The organism is Jatrophihabitans telluris (assembly GCF_023516435.1).
Classification (GTDB): domain Bacteria; phylum Actinomycetota; class Actinomycetes; order Mycobacteriales; family Jatrophihabitantaceae; genus Jatrophihabitans_A; species Jatrophihabitans_A telluris.
Window position 1 is genome coordinate 3,543,897 of the sequence record NZ_CP097332.1, and the last position, 16,826, is coordinate 3,560,722.

Genomic DNA, 16,826 nt, shown 5'->3' on the forward strand with positions numbered 1-16,826 from the left:
CACTCAGCTCGCCGGCACGCCTGGCTTGGTCTGGTATCCACCTGCGGGTGTGCCCAGGTACGGGAAGGACGTCAGGTACGGCGAGTTGGTGTTCGTCGTCCCGTCCTGTACCGCGCTCGCCGCTGAATCCGGAGTGAAGGACTTGTCCACCAAGGGGATCGTCAAGCCGGCGATCGCCCGTAGCTCGATGGTGACCACGTCGTCACTCACCCGCCGGCCGTTGGGGAACCCGGCCAGGTCGCCGCCGAGGACCCCGAGGTCGTTGGGCGACTTCGCCGGTGGGATGGCCAGGTTCAGCCGCAGCATGTCGGCCAGCACCGGACCGGTCTTGGTCGAGAACCCGGGCACGATGCCCTTCGGGATACCGGTCAGCAGGATGGCGGTCAGGTCGGCGCGCGGCTTGGAATACGCGGCCAGGTTCGGGAACACCCCCGGGTAGAGCACGGGCAACAGGCCCGCTAGTTCGGGCTTGCTCACGTACTTGGCGAAGGAGCCGTCGGCGTGCGGATCGAGGGCGTTCCACCGATCCTTGTCCCCCATCGGCACGATCACCTCGTTGAACAGGGGGTTTCCGAGCCGGGACACCTGGGCGTAGGGGCCGTAGGACACCGACTTGCCCGAACCGGGAACGAAGACCCTCGAGGCCCTGCGGCTGGCGCTGGCCCAGACGCCGATGACCGAGGCCTCGTCCTCCGGGTCGTGCGGGCGCTTGCCCAGGTGGCTGATCGCCGGGATCGGAACCTGCAATGCGATGGAGTGCACGTTGAGGCCCTGCGTGCCGTTGACGCCGACCGCGGCCGCCGACGGAATCAGGTGCGCCATCTCGAAGGGCCGCAGCGTGCCGAGGTCGAAGATACTGCCGAGGTCGACGTGGAATCCTTCCGCACGCTGACCGGCGAACACTCGCGCGCCGCCGGGCAGGTTGTGCACGGCCGCGTTGGTGAAGGTCGCGGCATAGTTCGGTGTGCTCCGCACACCCACGTTCACGGGCGGGACCGTCAGGCCACTGGCGAGGATCTTCGTCCGTCCCCGGCCGCCCTTGTCCGAGCCATGGTCGCTGCCGTGGTCGACGCGGGTGACCGAGTAGTACTGGGGACGGTTCCAGTTCGGGTCGGTGATCGAGGAGATCGGACCGACGTTGTAGAGGAAGGTTTTCTCGTTGCGGACCTTCGTGTGGAATCGGAACTGGTAGCTGATGTCGGCGTGAGCGTTACCGGCGTTGGAGATATGAATCTCGTACAGGACGTCCTCACCGAACTCGTAGAAATTCGGCCCTCCGTTGGGCTGCTGCAACGGGATGAAGTTGGCGATCAGCGTGACGCTGTCGGGCTTGTCCGGGCTGACGAAGGCGTAGACGTCGGTGTTGTCGGCGACCGGGTCCTTGGAGATCTCCGGTGCTTCGCGATGCGAGGACATGGCTACTTCCCTTCCACAGCGCGGGTGATCCGGGCAACGAGGTCCGGGTCGTTGACGAGGACCTCGCGTTCACCGACGTACACCGACAGCCGACCCGAGGCCGGGTCGCTGACGTGGACGACGAGCGGTTGCGCGTCCGCGGGCGTGGTGAGCGCTTTGGCCGACGCGGCCGGACGGGCGAAGCCAGGGCCGACCGCCCCCGCGACGACCAGCCCGGCCGCGGCGGTTGCCCCCGTCGCTACGAGGAAGCTTCGGCGAGAGGCGTCGGATCCTGCCGGTGCTGGCCCCCGTGTGGCCGATTGCGGTGCGGTGGTGCTCGGTGCGGTCCCTACCTCGGTACTCACTGCGGGAATCGGTCTCCCAGACATACGGCTCTCCTCCAGCCACAGGAAGCGTGGTTGCCCCCTCCACGCGACCATTCGGTACCGCAGGTGCGTTCGGATCGTGAGATTCCCGTGATTTTTCTGGGGGAAACCCGGATCGACGTCCTGGAAACGCAACCGGCCCGCCGAGCTTGCGCTCGACGGGCCGGGCCAAAACGGCTGTTATCCGATCAGATGAGGCCAAGCTCCTTCACGGCGTCACGCTCGCCGACCAGCTCGGCCACCGAAGCGTCGATGCGGCCACGTGAGAACTCGTCGATCTCCAGGCCCTGGACGATCTCCCAGGACCCGTTGACCGAACGTGCCGGCAAGCCCGTGATCAGCCCGGCGGGGATGCCGTACGAGCCGTCGGAGACCATGCCGACCGAGGTCCAGTCACCCTCGGCAGTGCCGTTGACCCAGTCATAGACGTGATCGATCGCGGCGTTGGCCGCCGACGCGGCCGAGGATGCCCCTCGCGCCTCGATGATCGCAGCGCCGCGCTTGGCCACGGTCGGGATGAAGTCGTTCTCGTACCAGGCCTGGTCGTTGACCGTCTGCGCGGCGTTCTTGCCCGCCACCTCCGCGTGCAGGATGTCCGGGAACTGGCTGGCCGAGTGGTTGCCCCAGATCGTCACCTTCGAGATGTCGGAGACCGGCGCACCGGTCTTGGCCGCCAGCTGGGAGATGGCGCGGTTGTGGTCGAGCCGCATCATCGCGGTGAACCGTTCGGTGGGGACGTCCGGCGCGTGCGATGCGGCGATGAGAGCGTTGGTGTTGGCGGGGTTTCCGACCACGAGCACCCGGACGTCGGAGGCGGCCCCGGCGTTGATCGCCTCACCCTGCGGCTTGAAGATGCCTCCGTTGGCCGAGAGCAGATCGGCCCGCTCCATGCCTGCGGTGCGGGGTCTTGCGCCGACCAGCAGGGCGATGTTCACCCCATCGAAGGCCTTCTTGGCGTCGTCGGTGATCTCGATCCCCGACAGCAGAGGGAAGGCACAGTCGTCGAGTTCCATCGCCGTGCCCTCGGCCGCCTTGAGCGCCGGCGTGATCTCCAACAGCCGCAGGCTCACCGGAGTGTCCGGGCCGAGGAGCTGTCCGGAAGCGATCCGGAACAGCAGGGCGTAGCCGATCTGACCGGCCGCACCGGTCACCGTGACGTTCACTGGACTGTTCATGGCTTGCAGGTTACCGCTGAGCGTGGCCCGAGGCGCCGGGCGGGCGAAGAACGAGAGGACTCTCACGCACCGTTTGCCCCGTGCTCAACGGATGGTTCAGTGGCTGGTTCAGTGGCTGGTTCAGTGGCCGGTTCAGCCGGTTCACCGCTGAGGCAGGGACAGGGCGAACACGACGGCGAGCAGCCCGAACCCCCAGTAGCAGGCCACGTCGAAAGCACGGCGGCGGACCCGCAACAAGCCGGCCTGTTCGTTGGACAGCGCCAGCCGGAACACACCGGCGAGCGCCAGGCCGATGGTGATTCCGCCGACGGCCCGTAACCAGTGTTGAGGCGCGGCGAGGGCGTAACAGACCGCGGCCAGCTCGCAGGTCAGCACGAGCAGGAACGGAACCTCCTTGAGGTCCTGGCCATGCATCCAGCGCACCATCTGAACGAGCCGGCCCGGTCAGCCAGTGACGGCGCGCTCGGCCGCGGCGACGACATTGGTCAGCAACATGGCGCGCGTCATCGGGCCGACACCGCCGGGGTTCGGGGCGAGGAAACCGGCCACGTCGGCCACATCGGCCGCCACGTCGCCGGCGATCCTGCCCTCGACCCGGCTCACCCCGACGTCCAGCACGGCGGCCCCCGGCTTGATCATCGCGGCGGTGACGAGGCTCGGCGAGCCCGCCGCGGCCACGACGATGTCGGCCTGGCGGGTGTACGCGGCCAGATCGCGGGTCCCGGTGTGGCACAGGGTGACGGTCGCGTTTTCCGAGCGACGGGTCAGCAGCAGGCCGAGTGGACGCCCGACGGTGATCCCGCGACCGATGACCACGGCATGGGCGCCCGCGATCGGGACGTCGAAACGCCGGAGCAGCTCGATGACCCCGATGGGCGTGCACGGCAGCGGGGCCGATTCCCCCAGTACCAAGGAGCCGAGATTGAACGGATGCAGGCCGTCGACGTCCTTGGCCGGGTCGACCCGGGACAGGATTCGGAACTCGTCCAGTCCGGTGGGCTGCTGGACGAGGAAACCGGTGCAGGCAGGATCGGCGTTGAGCTCGTCGACGACGGCCTCGACCTCGGCCTGGGTGGTTCCGACCGGCAGTTCCTTCTGGATGCTGGCGATGCCGATCTCCGCACAGTCCTTGTGCTTGGCGTTGACATACCAACGGCTACCGGGGTCATCGCCGACGAGCACCGTGCCCAGGCCCGGGACGATGCCTCGTTCGGCCAGCGCGGCAACCCGTTGCTTCAGTTCGGACTTGATGGTCGCCAGGGTCGCCTTGCCATCGAGAATCGTCGCCGTCACGCGGCCCATCCTGCCAGCAGTCGCCTCAACCGATTCGCAGACCCAGGAAGCGAGCGAAGCCGAGGGCCTGCTCGACATCCACCCGTGCGCCGGTCAGATCCACCAGGCGCGGGTCGAGGTCGGCGAGCACGGCCCCGCGCAGGTCGGCGTCCTTCAACGACGCGTTCTGCCAGCGCAGACCCGTGAGGTCGGCACCGGAGAAGCGGCAGCGATCCAGCTTTGCGCCGACGACGTTCGCGCCGACCAGTTTCGAGCCGGTGAAGTCGACCTCGCGCAGATCCGAATTGCCCAGCGACACACCGCTGAAGTCGCAGCCGGCCACGCTCACTCCCCGCAGGTTCACCGCGTCGAAGACCGACGCCGAGAACTTGCAGTCGGTCGAGGACATCCGCGTGAAGGTGGTCCGCTCGAACGTGCACGAGACGAAGGCCGATCTCAGGTGCTCGGACTGCCTGAGGTTGGCGCCGTCGAAGGAACAGTCGGTGAACGAGCACCCCTCGGTACGCAGCCAGGCGAGGTCGGTGTCCGCGAACGAGCAGCGCAGGAACGACAGCCGGGAGAACTCCAGATCCGGCAGATCGGTGTCGGAGAAGTCCTCGTCGTGGACGACCGAACCACCCTCACCAGGGGCAGCGGAACTCTCGGCGAGGATCTGGGCGAACCAGTCCGGAAACGGCGCCGGTTGGTGGGTCTCGGTCACGGATCGGCGACTGTGTCAGTGGGCGAAGTGCCGGGTACCCGTGAAGTACATCGTCACTCCCGCCGCCTCGGCTGCCTCCACGGCTTGGTTGTCGCGGATCGAGCCGCCCGGTTGCACGACCGCGCGCACCCCGGCGTCGAGCAGGACCTGCAGGCCGTCAGGGAACGGGAAGAAGGCATCGGAGGAGGCGTAGGACCCGGCGGCTCGGTCGCCGGCGCGGGCCACGGCGAGCTTGGCCGAGTCCACCCGGTTGACCTGCCCCATGCCCACGCCGACGGACGCGCCGCCCTTGGCGAGCAGGATGGCGTTGGACTTGACGGCGCGCACGGCGCGCCAGGCGAATTCGAGCTCGGCCAGGCCGGTCTCGTCCAGCGCCCGTCCGGCGGCCAGGGTCCAGTTCTGCGGGTCATCGCCGGGAGCGGCAATGGTGTCGGCGTCCTGCATGAGCATGCCGCCGGAGATCGGACGGAGCTCGGCCGTGGTGGGTCTGGGCGCGGCGGCGACCAGCAGGCGCAGGTTCGCCCGCGTGGCCAGCACGGCGACGGCGTCCTCGTCGAACGCCGGCGCGATGATGACCTCGGTGAAGATGTCCTTGACCTGCTCGGCCATCGCCACGGTGACGGGGCGGTTGGTGGCGATCACGCCGCCATAGGCCGACACGGGATCACAGGCATGGGCCAACAGGTGCGCCTGCGCGATGTCGGCTCCGACCGCGATGCCGCAAGGGTTGGCGTGCTTGATGATGGCCACGCAGGGCTCGTCGAAGTCATAGGCGGCCCGGTAGGCGGCGTCACCGTCGACATAGTTGTTGAAGCTCATGGCTTTGCCGTGCAGCTGCTCGGCCTGCGCGATGCCGGCTTCGGAGCCTTGCAGGACGTACAGGGCGGCGGCCTGGTGCGGGTTCTCGCCGTAGCGCAGGATTTCGGCCCGTTCGAGCGCCTGGCCAACGTAGGGCGGCCAGTGCGTGGTGCCGTCGGCCGCTTCGAGGGTGCCGGTCTGGGCGCCGAACCAGTTCGCAACGGCCGCGTCATAGGCGGCGGTGTGCGCATAGGCCTTACCAGCCAGGCGCTGGCGGTCGGCCAGCTCGAATCCCCCAGCGCCGACCGCGGTCAGCACCTCGGGGTAGAGCCGGGGATCGACGACGACGGCAACCGAGCCGTGATTCTTGGCCGAGGCCCGGACCATGGCCGGGCCCCCGATGTCGATCTGCTCGACGATCTCGGGCGCGCTCGCGCCGGAGGCGACCGTCTCCCGGAACGGGTACAGGTTCACGACGACGAGCTGGAAAGTCTCGATGCCTAGTTCGGCCACGGTCGACAGGTGTTCGTCGTTGCCCTGGTCGGCCAGCAGTCCCGCGTGCACGTGCGGGTGGAGCGTCTTGACCCGACCGCCGAGGATCTCCGGGAAACCGGTGACCGACTCGACACTGGTGACGGGGACCCCGTAGCCGGCGATGGTGGCGGCGGTGGATCCGGTCGAGACGATCTCGACCCCGGCGCCGTGCAGGCCGTGGGCGAGTTCCTCGAGTCCGGACTTGTCGTAGACGCTCACCAGGGCACGGCGAACGGCGATTCGGCTCACGCGCGGGACTCCTCAATCGAGATTTCGGTGTGGCCTTCGGCGCGAAATCTACCCGGTCTCGCGCAGGCCCCGAACGCGTCCGGTCCCGGTGCCGACCATTGCGTCCTCGGCACCGGCGCCCGGGCGCTCGGTCAGGCCGCCGTCGTCGCCTGACCGCTCGGTCTGCGCAGAGTCGCCGTCCCGGCGATCCCCGGCGCCGCGACGGTGCACGAGCTGGAGCAGAGTAGCGATCGCGCCACCGCTGGCCAGGACGAGACCCGCGACGCTCGCGCCGAGCAGCCACCACACGGTGCCGATGTGCTGCAGTGCGCCCGAGCCGAGGCCTCCGGTGGCCAGGGCGCTGGCCAGGGCGACGATCGCGCCGCACGTCACCGACGCGAGCAGGACGTCCAGCAGCTGGGCGGTGAGCGATCCAGCTCGCCCGAGGGCCCGTACCGCCAGGGCACCGGCCGCGAGGGCCGTCAGGATCATGAGCCCAACGCCGACGGCCAGAGCCGGGCGGCCCAGGGGCACCGCGGCCAGTGCGGGAAACAGCGGCAGCTTGCCGTGGCTGGCCCCGAACGGCGAGACCGCGGTGTGACTGCCGACCGCAAAGCCCGGCCCGGCCAGGAAGCCGACGCCGCCGAGAACCAGATTCGGAGCCGCCCCGACGCCCAGCAGGGCGATCGGCAAACCTCCGACGCCAACGGCCAGCCGGCCCTGCACCGTGGTGGCCTCGTGCAGATGTGCGACGAGCGACACCGCGACCAGGGCGGCGCCCAGGGCGAAGTAGGTTCCCGCGGCGGCGGCTCCGGCCCGCAGCACGGCCCGTACCCGCGCGTCGAGCCGGGACCAGACCAGTGGCCCGTAGCGGGCGGCCGATCCGACGCCCGCGCTGAAACCGAGCGCGGCGATCAGACTCGCGACGAGCGGCGCCCGGCTCTGGCCGAGCACCGCCCAGTCGGCGGCAACCGCCGTCGCCGCCGAGTAGCCGAGGACGAGCCCGATGAACCCGTCCACCGTCTCCGGTCGGCGGGCGTGCCAGCCGACGAGCCACCCGAGCAGCCCCGTCACCAGCAGCGGAGTGAGGCTGACATGCACCCCTTCGAGGACCAGGCCGCCATGGTTTCCGGAGATCGTGAGGATGGCTGCTGCCTTGAGCGCCGAGGACGCGGCTGTCGAATCGGCGCCCGGCGCGAACCAGGCCAGGAACGTCGGGATTGCCGTCAGCAGTACCGCGAGCAGGAACAGCGCGACGCCCGCGACCACGCCACGCCGGAATCGCGTCAACCAGCCGGGCGGGTAGTCAGGGTCGGGACGAGTCACCGAACCAGGCTCGCAAAGCCCATCGGGGTTGGCCTCCAGGCGCGCCGATCAGGGCCGGGTTCGTCCGGTCAACTCACAGGCGGCGATCAGCCCGGACGCCGCTGGGGCGGGTAACCGGGGCTATTGGGCGGCGGGCTGGTGGACGGCGTGCCGTTGGGCGGATAGGCATTCTGCGGATAGGCGTTCTGCGGATAGGCGGGCGGGACAGCGCCCTGCGGGTAGGTGCCCCGCGGATACGTCGGGGGCGCGTAGTTCGGCGGCGGGTAGTTCGGCGGCGGGTAGTTCGGCGGCGGGTAGTTCGGCGGCGGGTACGTCCCGGTCAGGGGGTATCCGGCTGGTGGTGGTCCTTGCGGAAACGCGTTCGGCTGGCCCCGACGCGCGGCGAGTTCGTCCGCCGTCTGCTGTCGGGCCTGTAGTTCGGCCACCCTGGCCGCGTTGACGACTTTGCGACTGCCCTTGACCCAGCCCACGACCAGGACGGCACATTGCGTGATTGCGGTCAGCAGGCCCGCCACAGAGCCGGATTCGATGGTCGCGCTGTCCTGCTTGGCCAGCATGCCGCCGAGAATCAGGAGTACCGCGATTCCCGAAATCAACACCGCGACCGGCGGCGCACTGGACGTGTGCGCGCGGCCGGAGACCACCTGGTTCAACGTGAGCGCGGCCGCGACCAGGACCAGCCCGATGCCGACCGCACCCGCGCCGGTGGAAAAGCCCGGCACCCCACCGCCGCTGTCGCCGACGGTGCCGAACCAGCCGAGCAGCCCCCACACGAGCATGGGCGCGGCCAGCGCCACACCGATGACGTCCCAGGGCCGGGCCTTGAGCAGACCGGCCGCCGCGAGTTCCTGCAGCCGGGGAGAGGACTCGGGTGGACCGTCTGGTCGAAAGTCTGGTCGCGCCATGACCCAAGCCTAGAGCGCCGGCGGATCCCACAACCGGGGAGCGAGCGGGCGTGCCTCGCCCCCCGATCTCGCCGGTCGGAACCGATCAGGCGCGGGTGGGCAGCTTCCCGCCCGTCTGGGTGAACCGCAGGTACGACAACACGGTGCCGGCAATGAGCAGCAGGAGGCTGATCCAGTAGCTGATGCCGTGGCCCTTGTTGTAACTGAAGCCGAGAGTGCTGAAGCCGCTCGGCCCGGGGACGACGAACAACGCCAGGATGGCGCACAGCAGGGCCAGCGCGAAACCGCCCAGGACGACGAGCCGCACCGGGAACGGCAGGGTCAGCTTCGCGATCAGATGCGCCGCGAGGACCACGGCGGCGGCAAAGGCGACCAGCGCGGCGAACCAGCCGAAGAAGCCGTGCCACGCGCTGAACGTCTTGCTCTCGCTGATTCCCAGGCCGGAGAAGGAGTACTTGTAGTAGCCGAAGAACGAGAAGAGCATGGTCAGCACGCCGGCGGCGATGATGCCCCAGTCGAGCTGGTTGACCGTTTTCGGATCGAAGTTCTGCAGGTTCGCCGGGTCGAAGCCGACCTGCTGGCCGAAGCTGGACGCGGGAGCGGGCTGGTCCCACTGGCCGGCCGCACTCGGGTCGGCACCGGGGGGCTGGTAACTCGGCGCGGGCGGCGCTTGATACGCCGGCGCGGGCGGCTGGTAGCTCGGCGGCGGCGGCGCTTGATACGCCGGAGGTGGCGGCTGGTAGCTCGGCGCGGGGGGCGGCTGGTAGCTCGGCGTAGACCCGGGGGGAGCCGGCGCTTGATACGCCGGCGGTGGCGGCTGAGATCCCGGCGCGGGGGGCGGCTGGTAGCCCGGCGTAGACCCGGGCGGAGGTGGCTGGTTCGACGGCGCGGGGGCGTTCGGGTCGTCGTAACCACCAGGGTTGGTGCCGGGAGTCTCAGTCATCGGTGTCCCTTTCGGACGATCGAGATGCCCATACTCCGGCGGAGCACGGGCTGAGATCGGAATCAAGCTATACCTAGGTGATCCTTAGAAACAGAGGACTCACCGGCCGTGGTGATACCTGGGGCCACTGACATGATGGGCCGCGTGATCGACAACGCCCGCGAGCGCCCGGCGCGGGTGCCGGCCCAGGTCCTGGTGCTCGGCGGAGCAATGTCCGTCCAGTTCGGATCGGCCTTTGCCAACAAGCTCTTTCCGCTCGCGGGACCGGCCGGTGTCGTGTTCTTGCGGCTGGCCTTCGGCGCGGTCGTGCTGCTGGCGGCGGTGCGCCCGTCGTGGCGGGGCAGAACCCGCTCGGACTGGCGAGCGGTCATCGGCTTCGGAGTGATGCTCGCCGGAATGAACTGGAGTTTCTACGAGGCGCTCGACCGGACGCCGCTCGGACCAGCGGTGACCATCGAGTTCATCGGCCCGCTGGTGGTCGCGGTCCTCGGGTCCCGCCGTTGGCTGGACACCGTGTGGGTCGCGCTGGCCGGTGGCGGTGTCGCCATCCTGGGCCTGGGTGGTTCGGGGTCGGGCCAGACCGCGCTGCATCCGGCGGGCGTCGCTCTCGCCCTGCTGGCGGGCGCCTTCTGGGCCGGCTACATCATGATGAGCAAGCAGGTGGGGACTCGGTTCGCCGGACTCGACGGCCTGGCGAGCGCGCTGGTCGTGGGCAGCGTGCTGCTCGTTGTGCCCGGTGTTCTCGGCGGCGGGTCGGCGCTGCTCACGCCGCACGTCCTGCTCGGCGGACTCGCGGTGGCGATGCTGTCCTCGGTGATCCCCTACTCGCTGGAACTCACCGCCTTGCGCCGGCTGTCGGCCGCCGCGTTCGGGTTACTCATGAGCCTGGAACCCGCCGTCGCCGCGCTCGCCGGCGTTCTCGTGCTGCACCAGGCGCTGCGCCTCACGACCGCCGTCGCGATCGCGATGGTCATCGTCGCGAGCGCGGGAAGCACGCTGTTCGCTCGACGGGCGCTCCCGGCCCACATCGACTGACCCGAGAACTCCTGCCCAGCCGAGGGTTGCGAACCCCGTCACCTCCGGATCAGGCGAGCAGGTCCCGCATCAGCTGAGCGGTCTCGGACGGGGTCTTGCCGACCTTGACGCCGGCCGCCTCGAGCGCTTCCTGCTTGGCCTGGGCCGTCCCGGACGAGCCCGACACGATGGCGCCGGCATGACCCATGGTCTTGCCCTCAGGGGCGGTGAAGCCGGCGACGTAGCCGACGACCGGCTTGCTGACGTGTTCGGAGATGAAGGCCGCGGCCCGCTCCTCGGCGTCGCCACCGATCTCACCGATCATGACGATCGCGGCGGTCTCGGGATCGGCCTCGAAGGCGGCCAGGCAGTCGATGTGGGTGGTGCCGATGACCGGATCGCCGCCGATGCCGACCGCCGAGGAGAAGCCGATGTCACGCAGCTCGAACATCATCTGGTACGTCAGCGTGCCGGACTTCGACACCAGGCCGATGCGGCCCGGACCGGTGATGTCGGCCGGGATGATGCCCGCGTTGGACTTGCCCGGGCTGATCAGGCCGGGGCAGTTCGGACCGATGATGCGGGTCTTCTGTCCCTTGGCGACGTTGTAGGCCCACGCCTTGGTCGAATCGTGGACGGGCACGCCCTCGGTGATGACCACGGCCAGCTCGATCTCGGCGTCGATGGCCTCGATCATGGCGTCTTTGGTGAAGGGCGGCGGGACGAACAGGACCGATACGTTCGCGCCGGTCTGGGCCATCGCGTCGGCGACGGTTCCGAAGACGGGTACGGACACCCCGTCCACGTCGACCTTCTCCCCCGCCTTACGCGGGTTCACGCCACCGACGATCTCGGTGCCCGAAGCCAGCATCCGGCGGGTGTGCTTCATACCCTCGGAGCCGGTCATGCCCTGGACGATGACCTTGGAGTTCTCGTTCAGAAAGATTGCCATCGAAGTTCAGTCCCTTACGCGGCGGAGTGCGCGAGTTCGGCAGCCTTGTCGGCTGCGGCGTCCATGGTGTCGGCCAGCGTGACGAGCGGGTGCGCGGCCTCGTTGAGGATGCGCCGCCCTTCCTCGACGTTGTTGCCGTCGAGCCGGACGACCAGCGGCTTGGTGGCCGAGTCGCCGAGCATGCCCAGTGCGGTGACGATGCCGTTGGCGACCGCGTCGCAGGAGGTGATGCCGCCGAAGACGTTGACGAACACGGATCGGACGGACGGGTCGCCCAGGATGATCTCCAGCCCGTTGGCCATCACCTCGGCCGAGGCGCCGCCGCCGATGTCGAGGAAGTTGGCCGGCTTCACCCCGCCGTGCCGCTCGCCGGCGTAGGCGACGACGTCCAGCGTCGACATGACCAGCCCGGCGCCGTTACCGATGATGCCGACCTCACCGTCGAGCTTGACGTAGTTGAGGTGTTTGGCCTTGGCCTTGGCCTCGAGCGGGTCGGCCGCGTCCTTGTCCTCCAGATCAGCGTTGCCGGCCTGTCGGAAGTTGGCGTTCTCGTCCAGGGAGACCTTGCCGTCCAGGGCGAGCACGTCACCGGAGGCCACCCGGGCCAGCGGGTTGATCTCGACCAGGGTCGCGTCCTGCTGGACGAAGGTCTCCCACAGCTGCACGACGGTGTCGGAGGTGGACTCGATGACCTCGGCGGGGAAGTTGGCCTTGGTGAGGATCTCCGTCGCCAGGGCCTTGTCCACGCCGACCGTGGCGTCGATGGGAATCCGGGCCAGCGCCTCGGGACGTTCGACGGCCAGTTCCTCGATCTCCATCCCGCCCTCGGCCGACGCCATGGCCAGGAACGTGCGGTTGGAGCGGTCGAGCAGGAAGGAGAAGTAGTACTCCGTCTCGATCTGCGCGCCGGGATCGACCAGGACCCGGTGCACGGTGTGGCCCTTGATGTCCATGCCCAGGATCGCCTCGGCCGCTGCCCGCGCGTCCGCCGGCGTCTTGGCCACCTTCACGCCGCCGGCCTTGCCCCGGCCGCCCACCTTGACCTGGGCCTTGACCACGGTGACGCCGCCGAGCCGTTCGGCCACGGCCTGCGCCTCGTCGGGAGTATCGGCGATCTCGCCGAGGCCCACCGGGACACCGTGCGCGGCGAACAACTGCTTCGCCTGATATTCGAACAGATCCACAGGTTTTTCCGTTCTTCTGGCCCGGATTCTCTTACCGCCCGGGCGGCGCCGAAAGTCAGGCTAGCCCGTCCTGCGGCCCGACCGTAGGGGTTGGGAGCGTGACCTTCGCCAACCGAGCGGCGTACGTCACTGCCGCACGTCGAAACCGGCACCATGAGCGGGTGAGGTGTAGTTGAGTATGCAAGGGCTTGGCGTCTGTAATCGCCTGCCGATGGGAATGCTGACGGTCAGGGCCCGTCAGCGCGACCCACCAACCGTGTCAACGGCCAGGCCGGCCGACCGAGGAAGGAGCCACAGTGGCGTTCGACACGATTCGCCGGTTGCCCTCCGACGCGCTCGGACACGGGCTGTTCGCGGTCAAGGAACTCGGTTCGATCGCGGCCCACGTCGCCCGGTACCCGGCGGGTGTCCTGGCCGAGCGCGATCCGGTCGACGACCCGCGGCACCGGACCGACGTCCTGTCGCCGCTGAGCCGCGGCCTGATCCTGGCTGATCTGGAAGCGGCCGGCACCCCGGTCGTGCTGGTCCACGGCATCGTCGACAACCGCGCCGCGTTCGCCGTGCTCCGGCGCGCGCTGCGCAATCGCGGCTACGGCCGGATCTCCACCGTCAACTACTCGCCACTGACCTCCGACATCCGCCGCGCGGCCGCGCACCTGGCCCGGCACGTCGAACGGGTGTGCGCGCAGAGCGGCTACGAGCAGGTGTTCGTCGTGGGCCATTCGCTCGGCGGCGTCATCGCTCGCTATTACGTCCAGCGCCTGGGCGGCGACGCCCGGGTGAACACGGTGGTCACGCTCGGCTCACCCCACGCCGGGACCCAGACCGCCCGGTTGCTGCCGGTCGGCGTCGCCCGGCAGTTGCGCCCCGGCTCAGCGGTCATGACCGAGCTTGCCGCCCCCGCGGAGTGCCGCTCGCGGTTCGTGGCGATCTATTCCGACCGGGACGAGATCGTCGTACCGCATCGAAGCGCAGCGCTGGAACATCCGGACCTGTCCGTGACGCAGATCAAGGTTCACCGCGTCGGGCACCTGGCCCTGCTGACCGACCAGAAGGTGGCCCAGACGGTGGCCGAGGCACTCATCGCCCGCGAGCGCGATGCTGGGGAACACTGCCTCACAGAATCCGACAGAAACCACCAACCGGACGCGGATGAGAGCGTGGCCAGGACCGGCCGGCTCGCCCGGTTAATTCGATATGAACGTAGGGACACGAGTTTGCACAGGACGGAAGCACTGGGTTACGGTTCGGCAACGCCGCGCCCGTGACCACGTCTCCGACCCCCTGGAGACGCCCCGATCTCTGAGGCCGGCGAGCAGCCGACGCACAGCGCTGGAACAACAGCGCGCGGAGACAGGAGAACTGGGTGGGCCGTCATAACGCGCCTGAAAGCTCACCCTCCGCACCGGACGCCCTGACCCGCGTCCTCCAGTTCGACGCTCCTTCCCCGAGCGGATCGATGACCCTCGCCCCGACGACCTCCAGCTCGTCGACGTCCACCCCGATCGCAGCCCCGGCTATCCCGCCGGCCATCCCGCCCGCGCTCTCCGAACTGGACACCACCGCCGAACTCCGCGCCGTCGCCGCCGTCGAGGCCGAAGTCGCCTCCGCCGTCGAGTTGGCGACGTGCATCACCGAGGACGGCCCGCTCGATTCCGTCACCACCGCCGAACTGCGCGCGATCTCGGCCTCGGACTTCATCGCCGCCCGCTACGCAACCTGCCCGCCACCGCGCCGGACCCGAGCGGCCGAGCGGGCCTACCGGCGACGACCGGCCTGGCGTCGCTCGCCCGCGATCCCCGCGGTCGCCGCGGCCCTGGCCGTCCTGGGGGTGGCGGACGCGATTCACCTGGTGGCCCTCAACGGCTCGGCCGGCGCAAGAACGAAGTCCGCCTCAGCCGCGGTGGACCTCAGCGCGCTGTTGCCAGCGGGAAGCCCCCGCAACGGGCAGCAGAGCACCAGCGCCCAGTCCGCCACCGGAACCGGCTCCACAGCCACCGGTAATTCCGACTCCGACTCCGACCCGACCCTGAGCACCGCCGCGCAACGGGTCTCGCGCAGTAAGCGCACCCTGCGCACGAGCTCCCCCGATGCCTCGGCGCTGCCGGCGCGGCCCACGTTGCCCAAGATCCAGCCCGGCAAGACTGTCCTCGGCACGTGGGTGCGCCCCAGCGCCGGCGGTGAGTCCTCGTGCTTCTGCATGCGCTGGGGTGTCATGCACGATGGCGTCGATCTCGCCGGGCCACTCGGCTCGGCCATCGTCGCCGTGGGCGACGGGGTGGTCGTCGCGGCCGGCCCCGCCCAAGGCTTCGGACACTGGATCGTCATCCAGCACAGCAACGGGGACGTGTCGGTCTACGGGCACATGTACACCGTCGACGTCAGCGTCGGCGAGCACGTCAAGGCCGGGCAGCACATCGCCGACATCGGCGCCGACGGGCAGTCCACCGGCCCGCACCTGCACTTCGGCATCAAGGTCGGGCTCGCACCGGGCGCGTCCGAGGCTCAGGTGCTCAACGGCGGAAAATATATCGATCCGGTCCCGTGGCTGAAGGCTCGTGGCATCGACGTGGGACCGTATAACCCGAACGCCTGATCCCGGCGCCGTCCTGCCCGCTTGGAGTAACGCTCACATGGTCGCTTCGACGACACCTCTTGCGTCGTCCGCGGCGCAGCGGCCCCGTCGTCGGGACCTGCTCTCTCGCCTGCCCGCCCTGCCACTGCCCGAGGCGATCATCGCCGGCGACCGCTCGGCCATCGCCGCACGCTGGGTGCTGTCCCGTGCGCTGACGCTGTCGGTCCTGACGTTCGTGCAGGAGGGCAACGTCGCCGGCGACGTCCGCTACTACGCTCACAGCCTGCATCAGCTCTTCGCCGGCGGCAGCCTGCACGACACTTTGCAGGAGTACCCGCTGCCGGTGCTCGCCCTGCTGGTACCGCAGTTCATGCTCGGCCTGCTCAACGAGGTCGCGTTCATGATCCTGTTCGTGCTGTCGATGCTCGCTGTCGACGCCGCGTTCACCGGTTTCCTGTGGCGCGGCGACGGACGGCACCGCGGGGACGCGACCAATCTCTGGCTCTGGTTCGTGCCCGCCATCGGCCCACTGGCCTACTTCCGCTTCGACCTCGTCCCGGCCATGCTCGCGGGCGGGGCAGTGCTGGCCGCGGTGCGCCGCCCAGCCCTGGCGGGAGCGTTGACGGCTCTGGGCGCCTCTCTGAAACTCTGGCCCGCGGTGATGCTGCCGGTGTTCCTGATCCGCCGGAACGACCGGCGCGCCGTGCTGACCGGGTTCTTCTCCACCGGTGTCGGGATCGCCCTGGTCTCCCTCGCCGTCGGCGGATTCCATCGGCTGCTCTCCCCGTTGCAGTGGCAATCGGCCCGTGGGCTGCAGATCGAGGCGGTGAGCGCGACCCCGCTGATGATGGCCCGGCTGTTCCATCACGCCACGTGGGATGTGCACATGTCCCGGTACAAGGCCTTCGAGTTGTTCGGACCAGGGGTGCGGCTGTTCGGCGCGATCTCCTCGACGCTCACCGTGGCCGGCGGCGCCCTGCTCGTCCTGCTGTGGTGGCGTGCGCACAAACACCCGGCCGCGTCGGCGGAGATGCTGGGCTGGCTGTTCCTCTCGACCGCGCTGATCGTGACGGTGACCAACAAGACCCTGAGCCCGCAGTATCTGCTGTGGCTGGGTGGTCCGACGGCGGCTTTGGCCGTGCGCGCGCGGGCCAACTCCGCCGTGCGGCGCTTCAGCCGGGTCCTGCTGGTGACCGCAATACTCACGCAGCTGGAGTTCCCGATCGGGTACCGGTCCATCACGACCAACATGTTCAGTTCCCCGCTGTGGACGTCGGTGCTCGCGGTGCGCAACGTCCTGCTGATCTGGCTGACCTGGTACGCCGTGCAGCAGGTGTGGCGACTGTCGAAGCCCGGGTCGGGGAACGAGGACACCGCCGGCGAGCTGAGCTGAGTTGCGCCGTCTGATCAGGCGGCTG

General features: G+C 69.3%; 16 protein-coding genes. 4 read left to right on the forward strand and 12 right to left on the reverse strand.

Going from position 1 to position 16,826, the window contains the following annotated elements; genetic code table 11:
- Positions 1–3: 3 nt before the first annotated feature.
- The 10 genes from M6D93_RS16260 to M6D93_RS16305 all read right to left on the reverse strand — a co-directional run bounded on the left by M6D93_RS16260 (position 4) and on the right by M6D93_RS16305 (position 9,683).
- The gene (locus tag M6D93_RS16260) at positions 4–1,416 is read right to left on the reverse strand and encodes a DUF4331 domain-containing protein (protein WP_249770765.1); all 1,413 of its coding nucleotides are present in this window, start codon (positions 1,414–1,416) and stop codon (positions 4–6) included.
- A 2-nt stretch (positions 1,417–1,418) separates the two neighbouring features.
- A complete protein-coding gene (locus tag M6D93_RS16265) occupies positions 1,419–1,784 on the reverse strand; it encodes a hypothetical protein (protein ID WP_249770767.1) in 366 nt (121 codons plus the stop codon).
- Between the two features lie 185 nt (positions 1,785–1,969).
- Entirely contained in the window at positions 1,970–2,956 is a 987-nt protein-coding gene (locus M6D93_RS16270) for a malate dehydrogenase (protein WP_249770769.1), read from the reverse strand.
- 141 nt (positions 2,957–3,097) lie between these two features.
- On the reverse strand, positions 3,098–3,370 hold the full coding sequence (locus M6D93_RS16275; RefSeq protein WP_249770771.1) for a DUF3017 domain-containing protein: 273 nt from the start codon (positions 3,368–3,370) through the stop codon (positions 3,098–3,100).
- A gap of 30 nt (positions 3,371–3,400) precedes the next feature.
- A complete protein-coding gene (locus tag M6D93_RS16280; RefSeq protein WP_249770773.1) occupies positions 3,401–4,249 on the reverse strand; it encodes a bifunctional methylenetetrahydrofolate dehydrogenase/methenyltetrahydrofolate cyclohydrolase in 849 nt (282 codons plus the stop codon).
- A gap of 25 nt (positions 4,250–4,274) precedes the next feature.
- The gene (locus M6D93_RS16285; protein WP_249770775.1) at positions 4,275–4,949 is read right to left on the reverse strand and encodes a pentapeptide repeat-containing protein; all 675 of its coding nucleotides are present in this window, start codon (positions 4,947–4,949) and stop codon (positions 4,275–4,277) included.
- Between the two features lie 15 nt (positions 4,950–4,964).
- Positions 4,965–6,530 carry a bifunctional phosphoribosylaminoimidazolecarboxamide formyltransferase/IMP cyclohydrolase gene (gene purH, locus M6D93_RS16290; RefSeq protein ID WP_249770777.1) on the reverse strand — a complete coding sequence of 522 codons (1,566 nt, stop codon included), beginning with the start codon at positions 6,528–6,530 and terminating at the stop codon, positions 4,965–4,967.
- A 48-nt stretch (positions 6,531–6,578) separates the two neighbouring features.
- Positions 6,579–7,835: a cell division protein PerM gene (locus tag M6D93_RS16295; RefSeq protein WP_249770779.1), complete on the reverse strand. Its 1,257-nt coding sequence runs from the start codon at positions 7,833–7,835 to the stop codon at positions 6,579–6,581.
- Positions 7,836–7,921: 86 nt separating this feature from the next.
- Entirely contained in the window at positions 7,922–8,740 is an 819-nt protein-coding gene (locus tag M6D93_RS16300) for a hypothetical protein (RefSeq protein WP_249770781.1), read from the reverse strand.
- A gap of 85 nt (positions 8,741–8,825) precedes the next feature.
- On the reverse strand, positions 8,826–9,683 hold the full coding sequence (locus M6D93_RS16305; protein ID WP_249770783.1) for a hypothetical protein: 858 nt from the start codon (positions 9,681–9,683) through the stop codon (positions 8,826–8,828).
- 135 nt (positions 9,684–9,818) lie between these two features.
- On the opposite strand from M6D93_RS16305, the gene M6D93_RS16310 reads away from it, so the two are divergent.
- On the forward strand, positions 9,819–10,718 hold the full coding sequence (locus M6D93_RS16310; RefSeq protein WP_347343685.1) for an EamA family transporter: 900 nt from the start codon (positions 9,819–9,821) through the stop codon (positions 10,716–10,718).
- Positions 10,719–10,767: 49 nt separating this feature from the next.
- Here M6D93_RS16310 and sucD read toward each other — a convergent pair whose 3' ends face one another.
- Entirely contained in the window at positions 10,768–11,649 is an 882-nt protein-coding gene (gene sucD, locus M6D93_RS16315) for a succinate--CoA ligase subunit alpha (RefSeq protein ID WP_249770787.1), read from the reverse strand.
- Between the two features lie 14 nt (positions 11,650–11,663).
- Complete coding sequence (gene sucC, locus M6D93_RS16320; RefSeq protein ID WP_249770789.1) at positions 11,664–12,833, reverse strand: ADP-forming succinate--CoA ligase subunit beta; 1,170 nt, start codon at positions 12,831–12,833, stop codon at positions 11,664–11,666.
- A 296-nt stretch (positions 12,834–13,129) separates the two neighbouring features.
- On the opposite strand from sucC, the gene M6D93_RS16325 reads away from it, so the two are divergent.
- The 3 genes from M6D93_RS16325 to M6D93_RS16335 all read left to right on the forward strand — a co-directional run bounded on the left by M6D93_RS16325 (position 13,130) and on the right by M6D93_RS16335 (position 16,801).
- Positions 13,130–14,101 (forward strand): alpha/beta hydrolase, encoded by a 972-nt coding sequence (locus M6D93_RS16325; RefSeq protein WP_249770791.1) that lies wholly within the window; start codon positions 13,130–13,132, stop codon positions 14,099–14,101.
- A gap of 98 nt (positions 14,102–14,199) precedes the next feature.
- Complete coding sequence (locus M6D93_RS16330) at positions 14,200–15,429, forward strand: M23 family metallopeptidase (protein WP_249770793.1); 1,230 nt, start codon at positions 14,200–14,202, stop codon at positions 15,427–15,429.
- Positions 15,430–15,466: 37 nt separating this feature from the next.
- Complete coding sequence (locus tag M6D93_RS16335) at positions 15,467–16,801, forward strand: glycosyltransferase family 87 protein (RefSeq protein WP_249770795.1); 1,335 nt, start codon at positions 15,467–15,469, stop codon at positions 16,799–16,801.
- Positions 16,802–16,826: the final 25 nt, after the last annotated feature.

Excerpts from the sequence above, each read along its gene's own strand:
- M6D93_RS16260 (WP_249770765.1), bottom strand. The coding sequence starts at position 1,416 with ATGTCCTCGCATCGCGAAGCACCGGAGATCTCCAAGGACCCGGTCGCC.
- M6D93_RS16265 (WP_249770767.1), bottom strand. The coding sequence starts at position 1,784 with ATGTCTGGGAGACCGATTCCCGCAGTGAGTACCGAGGTAGGGACCGCA.
- M6D93_RS16310 (WP_347343685.1), top strand. The coding sequence starts at position 9,819 with ATGGGCCGCGTGATCGACAACGCCCGCGAGCGCCCGGCGCGGGTGCCG.
- sucD (WP_249770787.1), bottom strand. The coding sequence starts at position 11,649 with ATGGCAATCTTTCTGAACGAGAACTCCAAGGTCATCGTCCAGGGCATG.
- M6D93_RS16300 (WP_249770781.1), bottom strand. The coding sequence starts at position 8,740 with ATGGCGCGACCAGACTTTCGACCAGACGGTCCACCCGAGTCCTCTCCC.
- M6D93_RS16305 (WP_249770783.1), bottom strand. The coding sequence starts at position 9,683 with ATGACTGAGACTCCCGGCACCAACCCTGGTGGTTACGACGACCCGAAC.
- M6D93_RS16275 (WP_249770771.1), bottom strand. The coding sequence starts at position 3,370 with ATGCATGGCCAGGACCTCAAGGAGGTTCCGTTCCTGCTCGTGCTGACC.
- M6D93_RS16270 (WP_249770769.1), bottom strand. The coding sequence starts at position 2,956 with ATGAACAGTCCAGTGAACGTCACGGTGACCGGTGCGGCCGGTCAGATC.
- M6D93_RS16335 (WP_249770795.1), top strand. The coding sequence starts at position 15,467 with ATGGTCGCTTCGACGACACCTCTTGCGTCGTCCGCGGCGCAGCGGCCC.